27 protein-coding genes are annotated in these 23,156 nt (G+C 61.5%); 15 read left to right on the forward strand and 12 right to left on the reverse strand.

Translation table 11 applies throughout. The features are described 5' to 3' along the window. Window positions 1-47: 47 nt before the first annotated feature. Entirely contained in the window at window positions 48-212 is a 165-nt protein-coding gene (locus PXH66_RS20145) for a YqaE/Pmp3 family membrane protein (protein WP_330929949.1), read from the reverse strand. Between the two features lie 143 nt (window positions 213-355). Between PXH66_RS20145 and deoC the strand changes: the two genes are divergently transcribed. The 5 genes from deoC to PXH66_RS20170 all read left to right on the forward strand — a co-directional run bounded on the left by deoC (window position 356) and on the right by PXH66_RS20170 (window position 5,001). Then, complete coding sequence (gene deoC, locus PXH66_RS20150; protein ID WP_330929950.1) at window positions 356-1,294, forward strand: deoxyribose-phosphate aldolase; 939 nt, start codon at window positions 356-358, stop codon at window positions 1,292-1,294. A gap of 155 nt (window positions 1,295-1,449) precedes the next feature. Then, a complete protein-coding gene (locus tag PXH66_RS20155; RefSeq protein WP_330929951.1) occupies window positions 1,450-2,946 on the forward strand; it encodes an aldehyde dehydrogenase family protein in 1,497 nt (498 codons plus the stop codon). Window positions 2,947-2,974: 28 nt separating this feature from the next. Then, on the forward strand, window positions 2,975-3,364 hold the full coding sequence (locus tag PXH66_RS20160; RefSeq protein WP_330929952.1) for a GxxExxY protein: 390 nt from the start codon (window positions 2,975-2,977) through the stop codon (window positions 3,362-3,364). Window positions 3,365-3,499: 135 nt separating this feature from the next. Further along, complete coding sequence (locus PXH66_RS20165; protein WP_330929953.1) at window positions 3,500-4,375, forward strand: aldehyde dehydrogenase family protein; 876 nt, start codon at window positions 3,500-3,502, stop codon at window positions 4,373-4,375. Window positions 4,376-4,491: 116 nt separating this feature from the next. Further along, window positions 4,492-5,001 (forward strand): response regulator, encoded by a 510-nt coding sequence (locus tag PXH66_RS20170; protein ID WP_330929954.1) that lies wholly within the window; start codon window positions 4,492-4,494, stop codon window positions 4,999-5,001. A gap of 52 nt (window positions 5,002-5,053) precedes the next feature. On the opposite strand, the gene PXH66_RS20175 is transcribed toward PXH66_RS20170, so the two are convergent. Both PXH66_RS20175 and PXH66_RS20180 read right to left on the reverse strand, forming a co-directional pair. Next, complete coding sequence (locus PXH66_RS20175) at window positions 5,054-6,091, reverse strand: aldo/keto reductase (protein ID WP_330929955.1); 1,038 nt, start codon at window positions 6,089-6,091, stop codon at window positions 5,054-5,056. 168 nt (window positions 6,092-6,259) lie between these two features. Beyond that, window positions 6,260-7,000, reverse strand: a complete 741-nt coding sequence (locus tag PXH66_RS20180; RefSeq protein WP_330929956.1) for a glutaredoxin — start codon at window positions 6,998-7,000, stop codon at window positions 6,260-6,262. A gap of 182 nt (window positions 7,001-7,182) precedes the next feature. Here PXH66_RS20180 and PXH66_RS20185 point away from each other — a divergent pair, with 182 nt between their 5' ends. Further along, window positions 7,183-7,593 (forward strand): hypothetical protein, encoded by a 411-nt coding sequence (locus tag PXH66_RS20185; protein WP_330929957.1) that lies wholly within the window; start codon window positions 7,183-7,185, stop codon window positions 7,591-7,593. Between the two features lie 24 nt (window positions 7,594-7,617). Here the strand turns inward: PXH66_RS20185 and PXH66_RS20190 are convergent, their stop codons facing one another. From PXH66_RS20190 to PXH66_RS20205, 4 genes are all read right to left on the reverse strand, one after another. Continuing rightward, window positions 7,618-8,409 carry a hypothetical protein gene (locus tag PXH66_RS20190; RefSeq protein WP_330929958.1) on the reverse strand — a complete coding sequence of 264 codons (792 nt, stop codon included), beginning with the start codon at window positions 8,407-8,409 and terminating at the stop codon, window positions 7,618-7,620. Between the two features lie 100 nt (window positions 8,410-8,509). Next, window positions 8,510-9,055 carry a hypothetical protein gene (locus PXH66_RS20195; RefSeq protein ID WP_330929959.1) on the reverse strand — a complete coding sequence of 182 codons (546 nt, stop codon included), beginning with the start codon at window positions 9,053-9,055 and terminating at the stop codon, window positions 8,510-8,512. A 57-nt stretch (window positions 9,056-9,112) separates the two neighbouring features. Beyond that, window positions 9,113-11,041, reverse strand: coding sequence for a cyclic nucleotide-binding domain-containing protein (locus tag PXH66_RS20200; RefSeq protein WP_330929960.1), 1,929 nt, complete (start codon window positions 11,039-11,041; stop codon window positions 9,113-9,115). 19 nt (window positions 11,042-11,060) lie between these two features. Next, complete coding sequence (locus tag PXH66_RS20205; protein WP_330929961.1) at window positions 11,061-11,477, reverse strand: response regulator; 417 nt, start codon at window positions 11,475-11,477, stop codon at window positions 11,061-11,063. A gap of 243 nt (window positions 11,478-11,720) precedes the next feature. On the opposite strand from PXH66_RS20205, the gene PXH66_RS20210 reads away from it, so the two are divergent. Then, window positions 11,721-11,885, forward strand: coding sequence for a hypothetical protein (locus PXH66_RS20210; RefSeq protein WP_330932130.1), 165 nt, complete (start codon window positions 11,721-11,723; stop codon window positions 11,883-11,885). Between the two features lie 174 nt (window positions 11,886-12,059). Here the strand turns inward: PXH66_RS20210 and PXH66_RS20215 are convergent, their stop codons facing one another. From PXH66_RS20215 to PXH66_RS20235, 5 genes are all read right to left on the reverse strand, one after another. Next, a complete protein-coding gene (locus PXH66_RS20215; RefSeq protein ID WP_330929962.1) occupies window positions 12,060-12,503 on the reverse strand; it encodes a hypothetical protein in 444 nt (147 codons plus the stop codon). Between the two features lie 164 nt (window positions 12,504-12,667). After that, on the reverse strand, window positions 12,668-13,108 hold the full coding sequence (locus PXH66_RS20220; protein ID WP_330929963.1) for a hypothetical protein: 441 nt from the start codon (window positions 13,106-13,108) through the stop codon (window positions 12,668-12,670). A 64-nt stretch (window positions 13,109-13,172) separates the two neighbouring features. Beyond that, window positions 13,173-13,613 carry a hypothetical protein gene (locus PXH66_RS20225; RefSeq protein WP_330929965.1) on the reverse strand — a complete coding sequence of 147 codons (441 nt, stop codon included), beginning with the start codon at window positions 13,611-13,613 and terminating at the stop codon, window positions 13,173-13,175. 9 nt (window positions 13,614-13,622) lie between these two features. Next, window positions 13,623-16,409 carry a serine/threonine-protein kinase gene (locus PXH66_RS20230; RefSeq protein WP_330929966.1) on the reverse strand — a complete coding sequence of 929 codons (2,787 nt, stop codon included), beginning with the start codon at window positions 16,407-16,409 and terminating at the stop codon, window positions 13,623-13,625. Window positions 16,410-16,819: 410 nt separating this feature from the next. Beyond that, window positions 16,820-17,392 (reverse strand): ECF-type sigma factor, encoded by a 573-nt coding sequence (locus PXH66_RS20235; protein WP_330929967.1) that lies wholly within the window; start codon window positions 17,390-17,392, stop codon window positions 16,820-16,822. A 251-nt stretch (window positions 17,393-17,643) separates the two neighbouring features. On the opposite strand from PXH66_RS20235, the gene PXH66_RS20240 reads away from it, so the two are divergent. From PXH66_RS20240 to PXH66_RS20275, 8 genes are all read left to right on the forward strand, one after another. Continuing rightward, window positions 17,644-18,066 (forward strand): hypothetical protein, encoded by a 423-nt coding sequence (locus tag PXH66_RS20240; protein WP_330929968.1) that lies wholly within the window; start codon window positions 17,644-17,646, stop codon window positions 18,064-18,066. A 296-nt stretch (window positions 18,067-18,362) separates the two neighbouring features. Then, window positions 18,363-18,749 (forward strand): hypothetical protein, encoded by a 387-nt coding sequence (locus PXH66_RS20245; RefSeq protein WP_330929969.1) that lies wholly within the window; start codon window positions 18,363-18,365, stop codon window positions 18,747-18,749. A 468-nt stretch (window positions 18,750-19,217) separates the two neighbouring features. Further along, entirely contained in the window at window positions 19,218-19,727 is a 510-nt protein-coding gene (locus PXH66_RS20250; protein ID WP_330929970.1) for a GrpB family protein, read from the forward strand. Between the two features lie 775 nt (window positions 19,728-20,502). Continuing rightward, window positions 20,503-20,748, forward strand: a complete 246-nt coding sequence (locus PXH66_RS20255; RefSeq protein ID WP_330929971.1) for a DUF6429 family protein — start codon at window positions 20,503-20,505, stop codon at window positions 20,746-20,748. 103 nt (window positions 20,749-20,851) lie between these two features. Then, a complete protein-coding gene (locus PXH66_RS20260; protein WP_330929972.1) occupies window positions 20,852-21,553 on the forward strand; it encodes a class I SAM-dependent methyltransferase in 702 nt (233 codons plus the stop codon). A gap of 100 nt (window positions 21,554-21,653) precedes the next feature. After that, complete coding sequence (locus PXH66_RS20265) at window positions 21,654-22,310, forward strand: DUF2959 domain-containing protein (protein ID WP_330929973.1); 657 nt, start codon at window positions 21,654-21,656, stop codon at window positions 22,308-22,310. A gap of 53 nt (window positions 22,311-22,363) precedes the next feature. Beyond that, window positions 22,364-22,537, forward strand: a complete 174-nt coding sequence (locus tag PXH66_RS20270; RefSeq protein WP_330929974.1) for a hypothetical protein — start codon at window positions 22,364-22,366, stop codon at window positions 22,535-22,537. Between the two features lie 356 nt (window positions 22,538-22,893). Continuing rightward, a complete protein-coding gene (locus tag PXH66_RS20275) occupies window positions 22,894-23,091 on the forward strand; it encodes a DUF3185 family protein (RefSeq protein ID WP_330929975.1) in 198 nt (65 codons plus the stop codon). Window positions 23,092-23,156: the final 65 nt, after the last annotated feature.

A 23,156-nucleotide genomic window follows, 5' to 3' on the forward strand; every position in this document is an offset into this window, starting at 1 on the left:
CCGGCTGAAACCCAATCGGCCCAAGCGACCGTGAACGCAGCGCTCATTCACGGTTTTCGAGTGAGCACATAGAAGGCATGAATCACGCCGCCGATTCCCAGCAGCAACACCCAGAGCAGAAGGTTGATCACGAAGTCCTTGCCCGCTCCTTTGTTGAGAAACACGGCGAGCGGGGGGATGAAGATGGCGAGGATGATATCGAGAATGCTCATGGGAGACGTAAGGTTGGCGACTGGCACGACGATGGAGGGAGGCCTCTCGGTAATCAAGAAGCGCTTGGCCACGGTCGAATGGGGGGGGGCGGGTCGTCATCTTTGCGTTTGGCTTCGGCGAGCGAATCGGCGATGGTCCGCGAATGCCTCTCGGAGCCCCTGTAGCCCTTCGCCGGTTGTTTGATGAGATCGGAACGGTTGACGCCGTCGGTGTGGAGGAGCGCGTGGCCAAATACGCCACACGTTCCATCAAAACCGGCTCCAAAGTCGTCGGCCTCAAACTCGCCACGACCATGGTGGATTTGACCACACTTGAAGGCAAAGACACCCCCGGTAAAGTTCGCGCGCTGTGCGTGAAGGGTCTGCATCCCCATGACGATCCCGACATTCCGCCCGTGGCGGCCGTCTGCGTTTACCCGGCCATGGTGAAGCATGCGCGCAAAGTGCTGGGTTACGATTCGCCCATCAATATAGCGTCCGTGGCCACCGCTTTCCCCAGTGGTCAGGCGCCCCTGCGCACGCGTCTGGCCGAAGTAAAGGCGGCGGTCTCCGACGGGGCCGACGAGATCGACATGGTCATCAACCGCGGAGCCTTTCTCGCCGGCGAATTCGGCCGCATGCAGGACGAGATCGCGGCGGTCGTCGAGGCCTGTGGTCCCGCCACGCTCAAGGTCATTCTCGAGACCAGTGAGCTCGAGACTTACGACAATATCCGCGCCGCCTCCTTCCTCGCCATGCGCGTGCTGCGCGAAGGTGACTTCATCAAGACGTCCACCGGCAAGACCTCGTCCAACGCCACCCTCGGCAACAACCAGGTCATGCTCGACGCCATCCGTGATTATTATCTGGATACGGGCACCGCGATTGCGATGAAGCCCGCCGGCGGCATCAAGTCCGCCAAGCAGGCGCTCACCTTCCTCGTTGCGGTCAAGGAAACCCTCGGCGACGCCTGGCTCACCAACAGTCGCTACCGCTTCGGTGCGTCGTCCCTCCTCAACGACCTTCTCCGCCAGCTCGTGAAGATGAAAACCGGCACCTACCCGGCCCCTTACGTCTTCAGCGAAGCCGCCGGCACCTACTAAACCCAGATTTTCAACCACAGATGGACACAGCTAAATCCAGATCCGATTTAAGTCGGGTGGTAATTCGGTTCGACGACTTCTCCGATTACATCGCGTCACGGTAGTGAAGCCATCTGTCGTTTTAAACAACTGACCTGACTCCCCGTCCCTTTCCCATGCCTGTCGCCTCTCAGAAGAAAACCGCCGCGCGCCGTCGTCCTGAACCCGAACTGATCTTCGGTGATTTGTGGGCGTTCGATCCCGCGCCCGAATCGGCCGACCCCAAACTGCAGTCGCGTTACCAGCTGTTCATCGGGGGCAAGTTCGTCGCGCCGAAAAGCCGACGCTACTTCGAGTCCATCAACCCGGCCACCGAGAAACCTCTCGCCGAGATCGCGTTGGCTTCCGCCAAGGACGTCGATGCCGCCTACGCCGCCGCAACCAAAGCCGCGCCCGCGTGGTCCGCTCTGCCCGGTGCCGAGCGGGGCAAGTATCTCTACCGGCTGGCGCGCCTGCTGCAGGACCGCGCCCGGGAATTCGCCGTGGCCGAGACTCTCGACGGCGGCAAACCCATCAAGGAGTCGCGCGACTTCGACGTGCCGATGGCCGCCGCCCATTTCTTTTACCACGCGGGATGGGCCGACAAACTCGCCTATGCTTTCCCGGGGGCCACCCCGGTGCCCCATGGGGTGGTGGGTCAGGTGATTCCGTGGAACTTCCCGCTGCTCATGCTGGCGTGGAAAATCGCGCCGGCGCTGGCCACCGGCAATACGGTCGTGCTCAAACCCGCCGAAACCACGTCGATCACCGCGCTCAAGTTTGCCGAGATCGTGATGGAGGCGGGCGTGCCCGCCGGCGTGATCAACATCGTTACCGGCGCGGGCGAGACCGGTGCCGCCGTCGTCAATCATCCGCAGGCGGCCAAGGTTGCCTTCACGGGCTCGACCGATGTCGGCAAACACATCATGCGCTCGACTGCCGGCACGGGCAAAAAGCTCACCCTCGAACTTGGCGGCAAGGCGGCCAACATCGTCTTCGACGACGCGCCGATCGACCAGGCGGTCGAAGGTATCGTCAACGGCATCTTTTTCAACCAAGGCCACGTGTGTTGCGCGGGCTCGCGACTGCTCGTGCAGGAAAGCGTAGCCGCCAAAGTGCTCACGCGACTGCGTCTGCGGGTGAAGAACCTCCGCGTGGGCGACCCGATGGACAAGAACACCGACATTGGTGCGATCAACTCCAAGGCCCAACTCGACAAGATCACCGAACTCGTCGCCGCCGGCGTCGACGAAGGCGCGGAGATCTACCAGCCCGAGTGCACGCTGCCGTCCCCGGGCTGGTTTTTCAAACCGACGCTCTTCAGCGGCGTCGAGCAAAGTCACCGCATTGCGCGCGAGGAAATCTTCGGCCCGGTGTTGTCGATCCTGACCTTCCGCACCACGGAGGAGGCGATCGAGAAGGCCAACAACTCCGCCTACGGTCTCAGCGCCGGGGTGTGGACCGACAAGGGCTCGCGTATCCTGAAAATGAGCACGGCGCTCAAGGCGGGCGTGGTCTGGGCCAACACCTACAACAAATTCGATCCCGCGTCACCATTTGGCGGATACAAAGAGTCCGGCTTCGGCCGCGAGGGCGGCAAGCAGGGCCTCGCCGACTACGTCAAACTCACCTGAGCCGCAGCCGCTGTTTTTTCAACCACAGATGGACACCGATAAACACAGATCTGAATTTGTAGCAGGAGAGCTCACGCATTCGATTGTCGGAGCCGCGTTCGAGGTAGTGAACGCACTCGGGCACGGACTTCATGAGAAGCCGTATGAGAATGCGATGGTGGTGGAACTCGTGGATCGGAATTTCAAAGTCGAGCAACAGGCGGTCTATGAAATCGATTACAAAGGCACCTCCGTCGGCACGTTTGTTCCCGATCTCATCGTGGAAGACGAGGTGATCGTGGATACCAAGGTCATCGATAAAATCACTGATCACGAACGGGGTCAGATGCTGAATTATCTCCGCATCACCGGCCTGAAAATCGGCCTCATCATCAATTTCAAAAATCCCAAACTCCAGTGGGATCGAGTAATTCTTTAAGTCAGAAACAACCCAAGACAAAGGCAGATCGAAACTCCCTCCTTCAAGGTTCCGTCGCGTAACGGCAGTGGAGCCATCTGTGTCCATCTGTGGTTAAAAAACAATCCTGCCGCACCGTTCATCGCTCCGAATCCCATGTCTCGTCTTTCTATTTCCAAGACTCCCAAGTGCTACGTTGGTGGTAAGTTCATTCGCTCGGAAAGTGGCCGCACGTTTCCGCTGGCCGATGCCGCCGGGGAATTCTTCGCGCATATCCCCCAGTGCACGCGCAAAGACGTGCGCAACGCCGTCGAGATCGCCGCCAAGGCGGGGGCGGGGTGGGCCGATCGCTCCGGCTACAACCGGGGGCAGATCCTTTACCGTCTCGCCGAGATGATGGAGCCGCGTGCCGCCGAGCTCGAAGCCGCGCTCAAACTTTCCGGTGCGACCCCGGCGGCCGCCGCGAAGGAAGTCTCGGCGACCATCGACCGCACCGTTCATTTCGCGGGCTGGACCGACAAATACGAACAGCTGCTCGGCAGCGTGAATCCCGTCGCTTCGCCGCACTTCAACTTCACCGTCACCGAGCCCACCGGCGTGGTGGCGATTGTCGCGCCCGACGAGGCGCCGCTGCTCGCTTTGATCACCCTCGTCCTGCCTGCCATCGTCTCGGGCAACAGTGTCATCGCCCTCGCTTCCGAGACCGCGCCTTACCCCGCCATCGTGTTGGGCGAGATGCTGGCCACCAGCGACCTGCCGGGTGGCGTGGTCAATCTGCTCACGGGCTTGCGGAAAGAGATCATCCCGACCTTCGCCACCCACGCGCACATCCGCGCCGTCAGTGGGGCGGTCAATGCCGCCGACCGTGAGACCTTGGAGCAAGGCGCGGCCGACAGCGTCAAACGCGTCAAACTGCTCACCGGCAATGCGACCGATATTGATTGGCTTGCTGGTCACGGTCCGACGCCGTCGCTCTACGCCATCCGCGACCTGCTCGAGTTCAAGACCACCTGGCATCCGGTCGGAGCGTAGTTAACTTGGTTCGTTAACGCGGGTGATTACGTCCGAGTCACGCTCATGGCGGCGACACCGCCGCCATGTTCGCGCTTGTCCTTCCCGGGGGGATTGCGTCTGAGTCGTGGCATCCGATGATCTCACCGAACAAACGCATCTTGATCGTGGACGACAATCCGGCGATTCACGCGGACTTCCGGAAGATATTTGCCGTTACCGCCCGGGACCCCGCGGTGGATATGATGGAGGCCAAACTTTTCGGGGCGGAGCCCGTGACGCCGACGGCCGTCGATCGGTCGTTTGACCTCGACTCGGCCTATCAAGGCTCGGAGGCCGTGGATATGGTGCGCGAAGCCCGCGACGCGGGGCGGCCCTATGCGATGGTTTTCATGGATGTGCAGATGCCGCCCGGATGGGACGGGATCAAGACGACAGCCAAAATCTGGGAAGTTGACCCGGAATTGCAGATCGTGATCTGCACGGCCTACACGCGGCATTCCTGGACCGAGACGCTGGATAAGCTCGGCCACGCCGACCAAATTTTGATCCTGAAAAAGCCGTTCGATAACATCGAGGCCCAGCAGATGGCCGTGGCCCTGAGCAAAAAGTGGAATCTGGTGCGCGAGCTGACCGCGCGCCAATAGCGGTTGGCGGCGGTCCGCGGTTCGGCGGTGCCGAGCTCGGTTCTGACGGCACTTAAAGCGCGACCGGAAACGGATTGCGCTCCGTGAAGTTGCGTTGGTGGAAGTAAGGGTAGGCCAGCGGTGTTGCGCTGGCGGCGTCGAGTTGGGCCACCTGTTCGGCCGTCAGGTTCCAGCCAACCGCACCGAGATTTTGGTGCAATTGTTCTTCGGTGCGCGCGCCGATGATCACGGTCGAGACGGACGGACGTTGGAGCAGCCAGTTGAGTGCGACCTGAGGCACCGACTTGCCGGTCTCGGCGGCGATTTCGTCGAGCGCGTCGACCACCCGGTAAATGTATTCGTCGTCGATGGGCGGTCCGGCCTTGTTCGACGCTTCGCCATGCAGGCGGCTGACTTCGGGCAATGGCTGGCCGCGGCGGATCTTGCCTGTGAGGCGGCCCCAACCGAGGGGGCTCCACACGACGGTGCCCACGCCTTGATCGAGCGCGAGGGGCATGAGCTCCCATTCGAAGGAGCGGCCGATGAGCGAATAGTAGGCCTGGTGGGCGACGTAGCGGCTCCAGCCCTGTTTCTCGGATACGGCGAGTGACTTCATCAGGTGCCAGCCGGAGAAATTGGACACGCCCAGGTAGCGAATCTTCCCGGCACGCACGAAGTCGTCGAGGGTGGCCAGGGTTTCCTCGATCGGAGTCTTGGCGTCGAACGCATGGAGTTGAAAGAGGTCGATGTAATCGGTGCCGAGACGTTGGAGTGCGCCGTCGATGGCCTGAGTGAGATGCCAGCGCGATGAACCGACATCGTTCGCCCCTTCGCCGAAGCGGAAGGTGGCCTTGGTCGAGATCAGGACTTTGTCCCGGCGGCCTGCGATGGCTTGTCCGAGGATCTCCTCGGCAAGACCGCCCGAGTAGCCATCGGCGGAGTCGAACATGTTGAGTCCGGCATCGAGGCAGATATCGACCATGCGTTTGGCGTGGGCCACATCGCTGCCGCCCCAGGCTTTGAACAAATCACCTTTGCCGCCGAAGGTGCCGGTGCCGAGAGTGAGGGCCGGGACTCTGAAGCCCGACCGACCGAGAAAACGCTGTTCCATGATGAGAATGGGTTGAAGAAGGAAGAGGGATCGAGGCGAGTTCGCCCGTCCGATGCAACGCAACGGCAGCCCCTGCGATCTGCAAGCGGGGGAACGGGTTTTCATTCCGGGCCAGCCACAGTCATCGTCGTTGTGGTCTGGGGCCTGGCCCGGTCGGATGGCGGCAAATCAGAGCGCCGCTTTCGTCAGCATCCAGATGGCGAGCGCCATCATCATGAGATTCTCGGTGAGCGAGATGAATCCCAGGGGCACGCTGCTGCCGCCGCCCACGCAGGCGCAGTTGAGATCTCGTTTTTCCACGTAAACCGCCTTGAATACCGACACCGCCCCGATGGTGCTGACAATGAGCGCGGCCGGGGCGACGACCCAGCTCCACAAGCCGGCGATCATGGCGACACCCGCGCCCGCCTCGACGAAGGGATAGACGCGCGAGTAGGGCACGTAGCGGCGGGCGACCAAGTCGTATTGCACGAAGCCGGTCGAAAACGATTGCAGGTCCTGCAGCTTGAGGATGCCCAGCACGCACATGCTGAAAGCGACAAACAGCTCCAGCACGCGAATGATCGGCAGACTGCCATGGATCGCCCAGGCCGCCGCCAGCGCCATGAACAACGCCACCGCGAAAACCGCGATCACGGGCTGGTAGGTGTCGCCCTCCTTGGGGTCGGGGGCCAGCCCGAGATGTTCGCGCAGCTGATCGTAGCCTCCGAGAGGCTTGCCCTCGATGAAGATCTGCGGCGTTTCATCCACGCCATGTTCCCGTTTGTAGGACTCGTTTTTTTCCTGAGTGGGAATGTGAAGGTCGTCGACCTCGTAGCCGTGTCGCTTGAGCAGGTCCAGGCCCTTCACTCCCCACGGGCAGAGGTGCGTGGGGGTCACCATGCGGTGTATCGTCGCGTGTTTTTTCATGGCAGGTTCTCCACGAGAAGTGACCACGATGGGCGCCAACGGTTCGAATTCGCATCGATCCCCGTCTTCGAACTCATGGACCGGGCCGATCGTGGTTGGGGTTGAGAGCGTTGGTCTCGAACGGTCTCCGACCGGCTGCGATCGCAGTTGCACCGGTCGCACGGCTGAGTGTCTTTTTACTCATGAGTGACGACTGGTGGATCTGGGGGGTGCGAGCGGCGGGGTGTTTTCATTTTGTCACGCTGGCCCTTGCCCATCGAACCCCGATCCCGCGCGGATGGGACGAAAACTTGGCGAGGTTGCCCGGAATTCATCGGCGATTTGCCATCGCGCAGAATGCCGCGGTCGGCGGTGTGATCGCGTGGCTCGGTTTGGTGTGCGTGGGCTTCGCGCCGTTGTTGGTGGGCGGCGAAACGATGGCGCGACTGTGGTGCGCGGCGATCGCGTTATGGTGGGGCGGGCGGCTGGCGTTGCTGCCATGGCTGGCCATCAAGCCGGAGCTCACGTCGCCGCTTCTGCGGTGGGGGTTCCGGGCTTTGCGGTTGCAGTGCGGAATCTACGGCGTCGCGTTTGGGTGGCTGGCAATCCGCTAGCGTCGGGAACCCGCCGACCCGTAGTTACGGTTGATAGGTGCTCAACACGAAGGGCGTGGGCGCGGTGAAGACAGACTCCGGCAGCGTGTCCAACACGGCGACATCGGTGTGACGGTTGTTCCCGCGGTTGTCGGAGAGGAGAATGTTGCCGTGGGATTGCCAGTTGGCCCAGACGCCGAGTGAACGGGGCTCGTCGACGGCGGCATCGGCCCAGTAGGTCCATTCCGTCACCAGCCGTGGGGATTTGCCCACATAGACATGGTATTTGTTCTGCGGCGTGCGGCCGACGCCGGCGAAGGTGAGTTGCAGCACATCGCAAGGCGCCCCGGCGCTGTTGGGTTTCTCGCCGAGATAGGTGAGCGTCACGCCGGAGTCTTTCAATTTGTAGGGCATGACCAGCCAGTAAGAGTCGTTGATCCAGGCACCCTTGGCCCCGGCCAAGGTCTTCGTGAGTTCGGCGGGGTCCGTGATGGGTTGGCCGGCGCGCCACGCCTGACCCTGCTCGGTGTCGAGATTCATGAGCACCACGAGGTCCTTGTCTTCGTAGCGCAGTTTACCCGTGAACTTGTCCCAGACGTGCAGCCGTCCGCCGAAGAAACGCCACGTGATGAAGCGCGTATTGTCCCACGCCTGGCGGCCACCCATGGCGATCATCGTTTCATCGGCCACCGCCATCGCGGCGGCGTCCGAGCCCGCCGCATTGAAACCCTCGGCCGGAGGATTGGCGTCTTCGGGGGCCGCGCATCCGGACCCGATAATCAAACCGACCAAACCAGCCAAGCCTGCCCCCACCGCGAGAAGTCGACGATTTAACATGAGTCGAGGTTACGAACCGCCGGAGGGAGATGTCGATCCATGGGCGCGTAACTTTCGGCAGACGTAAACCACCCGCGCGCAGGGCTGCTGCGACGGGGGTTTACTGGGACTGGGCTTGGAGCGCTTGCGCGAGTTGCCGAATTTCGCCGGTGAGAATCATCATGGCCTCGCCTTCAAAGTCGCGGGTGGAAACGACCGCGAGCTTCTCGATCTCGACGCCGCGCATGTTGAGATGCATGCGCGTGACCACGTGGTCGATATCGCCTTCCTTTACGTGTCCGATGATGTCCCAGCTGGCGTTGTTCAGAGCCTCGGCTGCCCCGGGTTGCATGGACTGCACCCAAGCGAGAAACAGCTGCATGAATTCCACCGGGGAGAGCTCGCGCGGTTGCGTGGAATCCTCCGGTTCGGCGAATTCGGCGAAGAGACCCTCCATTTCCGGGTCTTGCAGGGACAGGTCGATCACGGGCTGCATCATGGTCTGAAATTTCCGGAGTTCATCCGGATGCATGAGACCGGCGATACTGCCCAAACCTTCGGTTTTCATCTTCTCCAAATAAACGCCGACGGTTTCCTCCGGCGTGCGGGCGTTGACGAGGGGCACGAGCAGGGCGAGGCCGAGAGCGAGGTGGGTAAGGAAGCGCATGGTCGCCATTCAGACGACGGATGCCTCCGAGGGCAATCGGCGTTGCGCCCCGCGGGTTCAGAGTGTTTTGAAGTCGCCGAGAGTGAGCGGGAAAATCGGTCGGCCCAGGCGCTGCGAGCTGACGCGCTCCAACTCCAGGGCCACCGTATGGTTGTGGGCCACAAAACGCAGAAACTCCCGGCGGCCAATGCGGAGGCACCGGGTGGGCTCGCTGGCGGTGACCTGGGCGGTCGTATCGCTGTTTTGCAGCAGTCCGATCTCTCCCAGAAAATCGCGACCGCGCACGGTGCCCACTTGCATGCCACGCTTCGAGATGCGGGCCGATCCTTCCAGCACGATGAAGAAGAACTCACTGAAAAACTCGTCCCGCAGGATGATTTCACCGGGGTCATAGTCGACGATCTCCGCGTAGTCGGCGAAGCGCCGGATCGCTTGAAAATGCCAATGGCGACAGAGCTCCATGCGCGCGAGAAACGGGGTCTTGATCACGAGGCTCACCAACGATTTCGGCGGCAGGTGAGGTAGGAGCAGTTCCCGGGCGTCAGCCCACTCCAATTGCAGCAGGGTGAGCGGCGTCAGTGCTCGGTAGGAGAATTGTGGATACTTCGGATCCGCCGCCGCGTGCAGGCCGGCCAGCTCCTCCTCACTCAACTCCTGCATCAACCGGGGCTTGCCGTTCGGTGCGCGCCGATAGACGCCGATCTTGCCCGCCTGAATGAGGGAAACATGGCCGGGGTCCTCGTCGAAGTCGGTCAGGGTTTCACCGGGGCGAATCCGCACCGTCCGCAGACGTTTGGCGATGGTCTGCTGCACCGCCACCGGCAGTTGCCGGAGCAGGGGCGACCGTCGCACGGCTTGCAGGCATTCGCGTCGACTGAAGGTTTCCGGCGTCGCGGCCAGCCAACGACGATACCACAATTCAAAGGCGACGGCGGCGTTCGACGCTCGTTCCAGCGTGAATACGTAGGACTCCACGAAGGCGTAGATCAGGATCACCGCTGCGACGATGCTGACGAAACCCAGTCCGACGCTCCAGCCGTGGGTCTCCCAGAATCCGAGCGTGCGCAGGGGCATATCGCTGAGCATTCCCAAGGTGTAGCCCGTCAGCGCGATCCAGCAGACGCCGTAGAGAATTTCCCACCAAGTGGTCCGGCGACGAAAGCGGGCCTGCAGTGATTGCTCGCGTGCGGACGGACTGCGGTTGGGTTGAAATGTGAAGTGGTGTTCGGCGTCGCTGAGCCGGTTGCGCGCTCCGATGCGGAGGATGCGATTCACCGGTCCCCCGCCAACGGGCCGCAGTTGCACCAGCAAGCCGACCACGGGAAACAGGGCCCACGCGGGATGCAGCCAACTCACCAGTCCGGCCGTGGCCGCCGCCACGGCAATCGGCGCTCCGGCCACGCTGCGCTGCACGCCGGCCGCGTGCATGACGACGTCGCTGCGGCGGACGAAGAATTTGCGATCCAGATAGAGGGTTCCGCCCGCGCCTCGCAGCAGGGCGTTGGCCACAACTTCTCCGAGCCCGGCGGCCAGGCCCGCGATGGCCAGGCTGAGGCCCGCGTCGAGCCACGTGTCCGGCAGCGCCGGACGCAGCGCCACGGTGGCGCCCCAGCCCAATACCCCCATCAAGATGATGAGCACGCGCCAGGTGTGCGCTTTCAGCGCGATCGGCCAGTTCAGGGTCGGTCGGGAGATTGGCTCGTAGTCTTCCGCGACGAGGATGCGTTCCCGCACCGCTTTGATGATCAGTTCATAAAATTCGCCGAGCGCGGGGCAGACCCGTTCCTGGATGATGGCTCCGAGCACCGGCGGCACCATTCGCGGTTCGGTGAATCGATTGAGCAGCGACCATTGGTGCGGCGTGATCGCGAGATGCGTGCCTTCGACGGTGTTCTTCACCACCATCACGCCGCCGATGATCCCGGAGCATTTCAGGGTCGGGGCGAGTTGCCACCGCTGCGCGGTCAGGGCGAGGTTGTCATCCATCGCGGGAAGCTTCCGGAAGTTACTCTTCGAGCAGATCAGCGCGGGCTTCGTCCACCAAAGTGCGCAGCGCCTGCAGGGGAAAAGGCTTGGTCAGGAAGGCGACGTCCCGCAGGTCGTCGGGCCACCAGGAGTCTTCGGTCAAGTGGCCACTCATCACCGCGATTTTGGTGCGGGGGAGTTGCGCACTGAACCGGCGGGCCAACGTGAGCCCGTCGGTGCCTGGCATCATCACGTCCAGCAATACCAGTAGCGGCGCGTGGGCGCGGTGCGCGATCTGGTCCATGGCGAGCTGGGCGCTTTGCGCGGTCGCCACTTCCATTCCCATGCCTTCCAAACCAATTTCCAGCATGCGGAGCATCGAGGCTTCGTCGTCGACCAGTAACACCCATTCCTGAGGTGAATCAGCATCATCATTTAGGGATATGTGCCTAGTCATATGTCGGACACGAAAAGGGATGACCACCGGCCGTCTTTCAACGCTGGAAACTACGAATTAGCCCTAAGCGAATTTCGTTAACCGTGCCGTCGCGCTTCGTTTGGCGTGCGCCGTCGAAGCGGCATCCAGAAGACGTGCGCGCAGGGAATATGGCCCGGCGTGACCCCTTTGTGACGTCATTTTCGCTTGCTTGATCAGGAGCTGAAACGAATCGGCCCCGCACCCAAATCAAAACCTCCGATCATGTTCACATCGCAAACTCTCTTCGAATTCGCCGTCATCGCCGGGACCATTTTTGGCGCCATGACCCTGGTGGCGTGGAGCATTCACCGGAAACAATGTCCACCCGAACTACGTTGGCCCAAACCGCGCCGACAGTGGCTTCAGCGCACGACGGGTCGGCGTTGAGTCCTTCGTATCCGGGGACACCCGGAGCCCTCCGGGCATGGGCGTGCGGTAACGCCTTGCGTGGGACCACTGTCAACCGGCTGCGCCGGAGACCCGGCGGGGGTCGGATACCCTCAAAAACCCCGCTGGCCACGAGATGGCCGAAGCGGGGCGAGAGGGCCGCTGGTGCAACAATCAGTTTTCGTTGGGATTGTTAATGATGCCGGGATCAATCTCGCCGATCGCCCCGTCGCTCACGCGCTGGACCAGGATGCGCAGCGGGAAGGTTTTGGATTTCGGCCCGTTCTTGGCGTAGTCGTTGGTCACGACCAGCGTGCTCGACTCATCCGTGCGGGTGACGGCGATTTTCGGGAAAATGGTTCGGCCGGCTTTGACCACGCCTCGCTTGGGCGTGAACGCGAGGCCGGCCAGAATGTATTTCGAGTCCTCCAGGAAAAATGTGATTTTCACCCGGGGGGTTTGCTCCGCGGCGCTGATCGTCAGCACGCCCGTGGTGCAGTCGAAACTGAAATCGCGAGGTGGCCTGGCTTTGGCCAGTCCGAGGCTGGCCGTCGAAAGATGGGGTAGCTTTTTGAAAACCACCTTGGACAAGATGAGGGTGGCGTGGGGGATGCGCATGATGGGCGGGGGACGATGGTTTGCGGGCGGGGAAGGTTGCGGGTGCGGATTCGGAGGGGGGGCGGTGACCAGTCGGGGCAGCGAGCGCCGACGCGTTCGCGGGCATGGTCAACCTGCCAGAAACGGGGCGGAGCCCGCCGGGGGCTCCGCCGGGCCTCGTGGCCTCAGTTTTCGTTGGGATTGTTGATGATGCCAGGATCGATGCCGCCGACGTGACCATCGGACACGCGCTGGATCAGGAGCACGAAGGGGAACGTCTGCGCCACGGTTCCGTTCAGGGAGTAGTCATCGGTGACGACCAAGGTGCTGCAGGTGGTGGAGCGGCTGACTGCAATGTCGGGAAACGCTCTGCGGCCCACCTCGGCTGATCCATCGGGCATGAAGGCCAGTCCGGTCAGGATGTGGTTGGCATCATCCAGCACGAACGTGATCTCAACCTGGGCGGTGGTGGATGCGGCCTGGATGGTCAGGGTGTTGCCGACGTTATCGAACGAAAAATCGGCGGTCGGGTCGGAGCTGGTAAGGCTGAAGGTGGCGGTCGAAAAGGTCGGGAGGGTGTGGAACACGACGTTCGACAGGGTAAGCGTGGCGGTGGGAGTGGACATGTGGAATAATGTAGTTATTAATTAAATACGACAGGAAGTCGAGTAGGGCGATCCGCCGGGCGGGCTAGTTTTCGTTGGGGTTGTTAATGATGCCGGGATCGATGTATCCGATCGCCTGCGACGCCACATCCTGCACGATGATGAGGTATTGGTAGGCCACGACATCGTCCCCGGTTTCGGAACCGATATCGGTCACCTTCAGTGTTTCCGTGGTATGGTCCACCGTGCTGGTGTAGAACGCATTGTTCCCGGCGGTGCCCTTGTTTGATTTGAGGGCGATCCCGATGAAAATAATGCCCTCCGAGAGCATTTTGAAAATGATGTCGCCCCCGGCGGTTCCCGTATTTGGAACGGTCAACCATTCACCGTTCATGGTCGCGTTCAGCGTGTTGGGTTCCGCGGTGTCGATCGCGATGGTGGCCGGCATGCAGTTTGATTCGGTGGTCGATTGGAAGCTGGGGATGGTTACCGAGAGCGTAACGGAAGGGAGTTGAGTCGAGTTCATACTGATTAACTAACGAGGGTTTGGGTTGGTGCCTTGCGGCGGGGAGACGATGTCCAAAGTGGACGCCGCCAAGGGATCGGTGGCATGGTAGCCGAAGCGGGCCAGACGTTCGAGAAGGGGGCGGGCGCGAGCGGTTTCGCCGGTGAGGACCAGCGCCTGGGCGGCGGGATCGAGAAACCGCCAGTCGTGCGAGTTTTCCCAACGCGAACCGAGAATCCCGATCGCCTCCTGCCAGTGCTGACGCGCCTTGGCGTCGTCGCCGCTCGCGTGGGCGATGCGCCCGGCGAGCAGTTGAGCTTGGGCGAACTCTCCGACCGCCCAGCTGTTGGCTCGGTCCTGTTGGATGAGACCGTTGCCCAGGGCGATGGCGCGATCGATGGCGGCCCGGGCGTCCGGCGGCTGCGTTGCCATTTGCAGGCGGGCTTCCAAGCGCCACGCGGTGGCCAGGCGACGGGTAAATTCGTGTGAGCCCGGTTCGGCCGCGACGAGGGCTTCGAGCTGTTCGCGCACCGGCGGGAGCAGCTCATGCGCGGTGTCCGTCTCGCCGGCGGCCAGCAGGAGCGTGATGCGCTGCAGCTGCAGGTTGAGCGAAACGACGAGCCACCGTTGGTTGTGGGGATCCCGGGCGACGAGCGCGTCGAGGAGTTGCATCGCACGATCATACGACGCCATGGCGCGATCGGGTTGCGCGGTCATGGCCTGAAGGTTGCCGGTGAATGTGACGCTGGCGGCGAGGCGTTCCTGCCACAGCACGACATCGGGTTCGCGGGCCATGAGTGTTTCGATACCGGACGACATTTCGGTGTAGCGCTCGACGGCTTCCAGATAGGCGCCGTCGCGTTCGGCCACACTGCCGAGCCAGGATGCGATGTCGGTCATGCGCGTCTGCAGTTCCAGATCCCCCGGGTTGGCGGCGAGCAGTTCGGCGATGGCGTGTCGTTCGCTCAGGAACCCGGCCCGGGCGGCCTTCAGGTCCCCGGCCTCGAAGTCGAGCACCGCGAGATTGTGGTATCCGTAAGTCAGTTCGTTTTGCGACCGCAGCGTCTTGCCTTCGATCTCGTTCAGCGCGATTGCCGAATCGCGGTAACGCATGAGCCATTCCCGTTCCTCGGCGAATTCACCCCGACGGCGGGCGACGAAGCCGATCCAGAACTCGGCCTGGGCCCGCTCGAAAAGCATGTCGGCATTACTGGGATGTCGTTCGCACAGGGCGGCGGCGCGATCGTAGGCGGTGGTAAAGGCGGCGGCCGCTTCGGGATAGCGGGCTTGGTCGATGCGCGTCTCGCCGATCTGGGTGAGCGCTTTGGATTGGCGCACCAGCGCGGTGTCGGTGAGGTCGCGGGCGTTGAGTCCGGCAAAGTAGTCCATGGCCTTCTCGCCGACGGCATCGAGCAGGTTGAGGCGGCCGATCTTTTGGAGCTCGGTGCGAAAGTCCCCGAGCATGAAGGTGAGCAGATCCTCCGCTTGTTCCTGGCGGCGTTGGGCATCGGCGCGGGCGAGGGCTTCGGCGCGTCCGGCCGCGGTGGCCGCGTCGCGTTCGGCGGTGGCGGTTTGTTCGGCGGCGGTGGCGCGCACGGCTTGGCGCACACTCACGATCGTGCCGCCGACGAGCGTGGCGGTGATGGCGGCGACGCTGAGGCAGGCGAGCTGGTTGCGCGCGACAAATTTTTGGATGCGATAGGCGGTGCTTTGCGGGCGCGCTTCCACCGGTTCGTGACGCAGGTGACGGCGCACGTCGTCGGCGAGTTCCTGCGCGGTCCCGTAGCGTCGGGTCCGGGGCTTTTCGAGGCAGCGCATGACGATGGCGTCGAGATCGCCGCGGAGTGCGTTGCGCAAGTGCGGGGGGGGGACGCGACGGGTTTGCGCGATCGCTTTACACGCGTCTGCGGACAGGGCGGCGATCCGGGCGGAAGGCCGCGGCGGATCGACTTCGCGGATGACGCGTCGCACTTCGTCGATGCCGCCGCGCACGAGCTCCTGCGGATCAAAGGGCGGTTGCCCGGTCAACATTTCGTAGAGCAGCACGCCGAGTGAATAGACGTCGCTGCGGGTATCGATGTCGAAGTCGCGCAGCTCCGCCTGTTCCGGGCTCATGTAAGCGGGGGTGCCCATGAACTGGCCCACGCCGGTGAGCAGCGTTTCCTCGGTGAGGCGACCTTGCGTGGCCTTGGCGATGCCGAAGTCGATGACCTTGGGCGTGGGCACGCCGTCGGAGCGTGCTACGAGGATGTTGGAGGGTTTTACGTCGCGGTGAATGATGCCCTTTTGGTGGGCGTGTTGGATGGCGAGACACACGCGGGCGAACAATTCCAGCCGTTCGTGCAGCGACAGGTTGTGCTCGTCGCAAAACTCGGTGATGCGCACGCCGTCGACGTATTCCATCACAAAGAACGGGCGCCCCGCCTCGGTGGTGCCGGCGTCGAACACCCGGGCGATATCGGGATGGTCCATCATGGCCAACGCCTGCCGCTCGGCAGTGAAGCGGGCGATGACGGCGTTGGTGTCCATGCCGAGTTTGATGACCTTGAGCGCGACATGCCGGCGCACGGGTTCCTTTTGCTCGGCGAGGTAGACCACGCCGCAGCCCCCGTCACCGATGCGGCGCTGCAGCGCGTAACGGCCGATGACGTCGCCGATTTTCTCTTCGGGCGGCAACAGCGGGCGTTCGATCGGAGAGTCTTCGAGAAAACTGTCCGCCGCTTCATAACCGGCGATCAGTGCCTCGACTCGGGCGCGAAGGGCGTCGTCGTTGCCACAGGTCTCGAGCAAAAATGCTTCCCGGGCGTGAGTCGGCATGTCGAGCGCCGCAGAGAAAATTTGCTCGTCGCGATTCATCCTATGCCCGGTCGGTCGAGGGGGGGTGAAGGGGGGGCGAGGGGGGAGCGGGGGCGCGTGCGACCGTCGCGGTCTCGTGCTCCGGTCGCCGACTCGCGGGGTTCATCGTGTGGCGGCGCGTTCGTGCCTTGCGGAGGTGCCATGGGCGACGGGTTCGGGTGGGGAGGACGGGACCGAACGGGTGGGCCGCGAGGGGAGAGAACCCACGTTCAGCGGTGATCCGTCCGCGGTGAACTGGAGCAGGTCGAGTGGTCGCACCGAAGGCATGGCGAAGCGGGGGCAGCACACATTTTCAGAGCGAAGTTTCGCGAATCTTGGGGCCATGCAATCGCGGGATTTTCCGAAAAAAGGAGGGGATGAAGTAGGGCGGCTCAGACTTTGTCCGCCGCGCGCAGGCGCTGCACCTCATTGAACAACCACGCCCGGGCATACGCCCAGTCACGCTTGGCCGTGCGGTGGGAAATTTCCAAAACCTCGGCCGCCTCTTCCAAGGTCAGCCCGGCGAAGTATTTCTGCTTCACCAACTCGGCCTTGCGGGCGTCGTGCTCCGCGAGGGCGTCGAGGGCGTCGTTGAGGAGCAGTAACTCATCGTTGGTGTCGATGTTGTCGGGGAGGTCAAAGCCGGTGGAATCGGCGCTGATTTTTTCGACCCCGCCACCGTGGCGTTGGGCGCGCTTGCGGCGGGCGTTGTCGATCAGGATGCGGCGCATGCTCTCTGCGGCCGCGCCAAAGAAGTGCGCGCGATTGCCCCACACCGGTTGTTGATCGCCGCCAAGTCGCAGCCATGCCTCGTGCACGAGTGCGGTGGGCTGCAACGTCTGGCCCCCCGACTCGCGGGCCATCTTGGCCGCCGCGAGACGTCGCAGTTCCTCGTAAACGAGGGGAAGGAGCTGAGCGTGGGCTTCGGGGTCGCCCTGCTCAATCCGCCGCAGAATGAGGGTCATGTCGCCATCGGTCACCGCTGCCAAACGTGGTGGTCTCGCGGAGTGACTGAAAGCGGAATCTCGCTGAAATCGAAGGAGTTTGCGCCCCGATTAGTATGTTTGGGGGATGTTTCTGGGGGGTTTTGCCAACGGCTGGCGTTATCTCGCAAAAAATTGGCGATCCGTGACCCTTCTGCGCGGCGGAAATCGCTCGTTGAGTTGTCGGGTCTCGTGCCCGGCCTGCTGCCCTTATGATCACCATGCCAACTCCCGTGCCTACGATCACTTTCGAGCTGACGCTCGAAAAAACGCTTACCGACAAGTGCTGTCCGTCCGCCGTGAAAAACGCGGTGTGTCAGTTCCGCCACGAGTTTGACCACGTGCACAAAGCCGGCCGGGTCGTGCTTGAGCGTTTCAACGGCATGCCCACGGAAATCCTGCTCAATCCCCTCGGACCGACCATGGCTCACGCCTTCATGTCCGATGGCAGCCCCACGAGTTTCGAGATCAATGACGAGGAGGTCATCGTGGATCTGCTGGTGGTCAATCTGGACATGTCCGGCGCCCATGCCGCGGCCATCATGTTTGGGCTCGATGGAGCCTGCGTCGAAGCCACCACCAACTTCATTGGGAGCCAGATTGATCTCGTGGCGCGCACCGCCCCGAACGTAAGAGTCCGGGCGGGAAGGTATTAAAAAGTGACCGGCGCGGGCCGGAGCCTCGCGGCAAGTCCGCGTCGCCCGCGGTCACCTCGGGACGCGCTGCCACAGCGGCCTGCGGCCACCGCGACCGCCTTGGTATCGTGGTCGACATCCGGGCCCACCGAGCGTTGGGTCCATGGCATGTGTTTGTCCTGGAGTTTGGTTGTTTCGCGACCACCCGCCATCCATGCGGATAGGCGCTCTGCATGGAGCGTCACCCGCGATTTCCTGGGGCGGGCACCCGTCTTGTTCCGCGACTCTTCGTCGCACCCATAGTGCCTAGGATTAAAATGTCACTGCGCTACGAAATCCCGGAAAATGATGCGGACGAAACCCGCCGAAAAAACACGGATCAAGCGGCGGAATGGAAGGCTTTAGCGAAGGAAGTCACCGATTCCGATCCTGGCTTCAAGCGATGGAAGATCCGGCTCTGGACGATTACTTGGGTATGCGCGGCGCTGGCTTTTGCGGGTATGGCATACTTTGCATACACTGCCTACAATCCCGGCCTCACTCGGGCGGGCGGACGACACGTCAATCCGTATTCGGCTCCGTTCATAGTAGCTGGCATGGTTTTAGCCGCCGGACAGTATGTTTACGCCAAACGAATTAAGAGTATCGGATTGGAAGTCTGGTCGAAAAAACGTGATGAAGAATTCAGAACCCAGAAGTCCTAACAGTTTGCCGGAGAGGAGGACCGCAAGTGGTCCTGTCTCATTTTAAGTGATAGGCAAAGTAAGATGAAGCGTATCCCTGCCGTCCTTGGTCTCGTTGGCGTCTGTGTCGCTTTTTTCGCCCCCGCTTGCGGTCGCACGATTGGCGGACTAACCAGGCCAGTTGAGACCAATCCGGCCGCTCCGCGGCCGCGGGCTCCGTCTCTGATCTCAAACGTTTGACGGAAATGGCGATGAATCGGAATGCATTGATGGCGGGGATTGCAGTCATTTTTCTTACCGCGTGCATGCGAAATGATCACGAGTTTCGAGGTAGTTATGTCTGTGCCGAGGGTTACATCCTGAAGTCGTCCGAAAGATGGACGTTTACCCCGTTGAAATCGAACATCGAAACCGTCACCGCAGACAGCCGGCCAGAGCGCGCCGCGCCGTGACTCGTCGGCATCACTTGATGCGGTCGACCGCAATAGCATGACAGACGAAGACGCCCCGATTCAAATCGTCGCCCACGATGCGCAGTGGGTTCGGCTTTTTCTTGAAGAGCGGGAAGCCCTCCGCCGCGTGCTTAGCCCCTGGCTCAAGGGGCCCATCGAGCACATCGGTAGCACCTCCGTTCCGGGTCTGGCGGCGAAGCCCATAATCGATATTATGGCAGCGATTGGGTCGCTCGAGGAATCAAAGGGATCGATCCCGGCGGTGCGAAGTTTGGATTATCTTCATGCACCTTATCGTGCGGAGGTGATGCACTGGTTTTGTAAGCCGCATCCCTCGGATCGGACACATCATTTGCACCTCGTGCCTTACGGGAGTCCGTTGTGGGCCGCTCAAATCACGTTCCGCGACCGCCTGCGTGAAGACCCCAATATCACGGCGGAATACTCAGCCCTTAAGCAGAACCTCGCCGCTTCCTTTCGGCATGACCGCGAGAGGTATACGGATGGTAAGAGCGAATTCATGGCTCGAGTTCTCGAATCACGGTGATCGGGCCTGAAAAAATGGACACGCGAAACTATTGGAAGGAGAAACCCATAGTGAAAAGAGACCGGCACCGCGCTGACCCACCTCGTAGGGGAAGGCAAACGTAGGGGAAATGAGCTCACTCGCGAAACCACCCGCAACCGACACCGGCTACCACAGGCACCTGTTCAAGATGCTGGTGCTTCTCGCCGTAATCTTTGCCGTAGTGTTCTGCCAGCCATACGTAGCGCTGGCCCTGCAAGAGGAAGAAGCGGTTACCAGAAGAGCCCTTGAGGAATCGTCCCTTCTTCAGGAAGACTTTGCGTGGATTCGAAGTATCGAGCCTCTCACCAACCAAGCGCGTAGGCGCTATGAAAGACGGCCGAAAATTGCCATGTGGAGGACTTCGGGAGATGACGGATATTTTACCTATGAAGTCCGAGGTCTTTCCGATCGATTTGGGCGAATGTCTTCTCGAAGAGAGAAGTATCGAGTTTATTACAACCACAACGGGATAGACGAAATTCAGATCTACTTGATTGAGCGAAACCCGGCCGAATACCGCCGATAAGACCCCATGTCATCGCGGGAGACAGCGATCACTCTTACCGCCTAAGCTTCATTGGTCGGTCGCGGTTCGTCTTCGCTCCTGAGCGCCAATGGGGTGATCACCAAGGTCTGGATTGCAAGATGGCCGGCGGGCTCACATGCTGAAATCTTGGCTCAGTTAGAATTTCGCCGGCGGCTCAAGGCCGAGGCTGACGGTGCTTCCCCAAGTCAATCATAGGCCGCTACGCATATGGATCATGACAAAGACAAAATCGACGAAGATGTCCTCGCGCTGCTTTTCCTGAATGCATTCCGCGAGAAAAAGGATTGGCCTTGGAAAACGTGGAAATCGCACGACTGGGAGGTTCTCGATCGTTTGTGTGAAAAGGGCTATATCTCCGACCCCAAGAGCAAAGCGAAGTCCGTCGTGTTTACAGACGAGGGGCTGAAGATGGCGAAGCAGCTCTTTGAGGCGAAGTATGTGCAAAGAAACTGACCCTGGGCCGAAATGGCGTCGTTTCTGGAGCGGTCACGGTGTTTGATTTCAACTTTGCTGGTTGCCGTCGGGCATGGCGCCGCGTCGGTTTCCAGCGTCACCCATGCATAAGGAAGAGATTACGGAATTATTCGATCAGCACGCGTCATCGTATGACCAGAAGTGGCGCAGCACGGCGCCGCTCAATGCGGCGCTCCATCTGCTGACCCGGGCGGTGCTCGCGCAACTCCCGGCGGCGGCCCGAATCCTGTGCGTGGGGGCGGGAACCGGAGAAGAGATTCTGTCTCTGGCCCCAGTGTATCCGGATTGGCACTTCACGGCCGTCGAGCCGTCGGCCGCGATGTTGGGGGTCTTCAAGGACAAGGCGGCGGTGGCGGGCGTCGCATCGCGATGTGTGTTCCACTCCGGTTATCTCGAGTCGTTGCCGCCGAGTGCGCCATTTGATGCGGCCACGGCTTTTTTGGTTTCGCAATTCATCACGGAACGGAAGCAGCGCATCGAATTTTTCCAACGGATGGCGGATCGTTTGGTCCCGGATGGCGTGCTTGTGAGTGCGGATCTGGCGGGAGACCTGGGTAAGCCCGAGGATCGTAGCCTGCTCGAGGTTTGGTTTCGGGTGACCAACGCCGAGGGGCCTTCACCGGAAGGGATCAAGCGCATGCGGGAAGCCTACTCGCGGGATGTCGCCGTGCTGCCGTCGGGTGATGTCCAGGAGATCATTCGTCGGGGCGGATTTAACACCCCGGTGCCGTTTTATCAGGCGGGATTGATTCACGCCTGGTATGCGAAACGATCACCGACCTGAAGCGGTAGCCCCGAGCGCGATGAGGGCGTTTCCCCCCGCACCGGATACCGCGGTTCGATGGCTTGCGATGGCCGCAAAGTGCGGCCACCTTGATCGACTTATGAAGTCCCTGCGTGTCCTGCTTTTCGCCTTGTTCGTCGTTGGTTGTTTGGGCGGTTGCTCGTCGGTTTACTACAGTGCTCTCGAAAAGGTGGGCATTCCCAAGCGCGAGGTGTTGGCTGATCGCATCGAGGAATCCCAGGAAGCGCAGGAGGAAGCGAAGGAACAGTTCAGCAGTGCGTTGGAGCAGCTCCTGGCCCTGAGCGCGAGTGATGGCGGTGACCTCAAGCTCCATTACGACCGGCTTTCCACCGAGCTCGACCGCAGCGAGGCCCGGGCCAGCGCCGTGCGGGAACGGATCGCCGCCGTGCGCGATGTGGCGGAGGCTTTGTTCGACGAATGGGAGCGTGAGCTCGAACAGTATACCAGTGCCAGTTTGCGGCAGCGCAGCGCCGACCAACTTCACACCACCCGTCGCCGTTACGATCGTCTGGTGTTGTTGATGCAGCGCGCCTCCGACCGGATGGAGCCCGTGCTCGGCACCCTGCGCGACCAGGTGCTTTTCCTGAAGCATAACCTGAACGCGCAAACCATCGCCGGTTTGGACAGCACGGTAAGCGACCTGGAAACGGAAGTGGGCGCACTCATCGCCGATATGGAGAAATCCATTCGCGAAGCTGATGCGTTCCTCGCCGATTGGACGGGCGGGTCGAACTGACGGGGGAGATCGGAACTGCGAACCGATGTTTAAATCGGAGGTCAGTGCACCGCATGGCTACTAACAAACCTACTGGAGACAACGCGCGCGTTGGCGCGGTTCGCAAACGTTCCCAAACCCTCAACCCCACGAACGATCGTTGGACCAAGCGTGATGCTGAGTCCGGCAAGTTCATGGATCAGAAAGCGGACGCCAAGCCCTTCAAGGGCGTGCGGAAAGAGTCCTGACTTCACCCTGATCCGCCTCGCTTCTCCGCAAGCGAAACGCCGCCTCATCGCCGTGCTCTCATGCGCGGTGGGGGCGGCTTTTTTGGGTCTGGATTCCAACGGGGCGAGCGCAATGGGCCGGTCGGGGCGGGGCCGAGGCTGCGGGTGGCGGTTATCCCGATTGAAAGGAGCGAAACGTCTCTTACGGCATCGGGCATTATGCGCGATACGTCAAAACAACGTCATGCAAATTGCGCTGATTTAATAATCTAAAGTTTTTTCTAAATTACGTAAGATGCTGATAAATAATGCAATAAAGTCCGAAGGCGCAAGCTTGGCATGGGATAGGCAAAGGTAGGGTGCAACTCCTCTCAATTATGAATAAAATCACCTCCATCGTTATCCTCATCATCGGCATCGGTCTGCTTGTTTACGGGATCGAAGCCTCGGACTCCGTGGGCTCGGCCGTTTCGGAAGTCGTGAACGACGCGCCTTCCAACAAGAGCATCGTTCTCGTCGTCGCGGGTCTTCTCGCGACCGTCGCCGGCGGCGTCGGCCTGATCAAGCGCCGCTAAGTCGTCACTTTTCACTCTCTGCCTCGGTCGGCGAATTTTGGCCGAACGGGGCGATCTCCCAAACC

The sequence above is a fragment of the Synoicihabitans lomoniglobus genome, from assembly GCF_029023725.1.
Lineage (GTDB): Bacteria > Verrucomicrobiota > Verrucomicrobiia > Opitutales > Opitutaceae > Actomonas > Actomonas lomonigloba.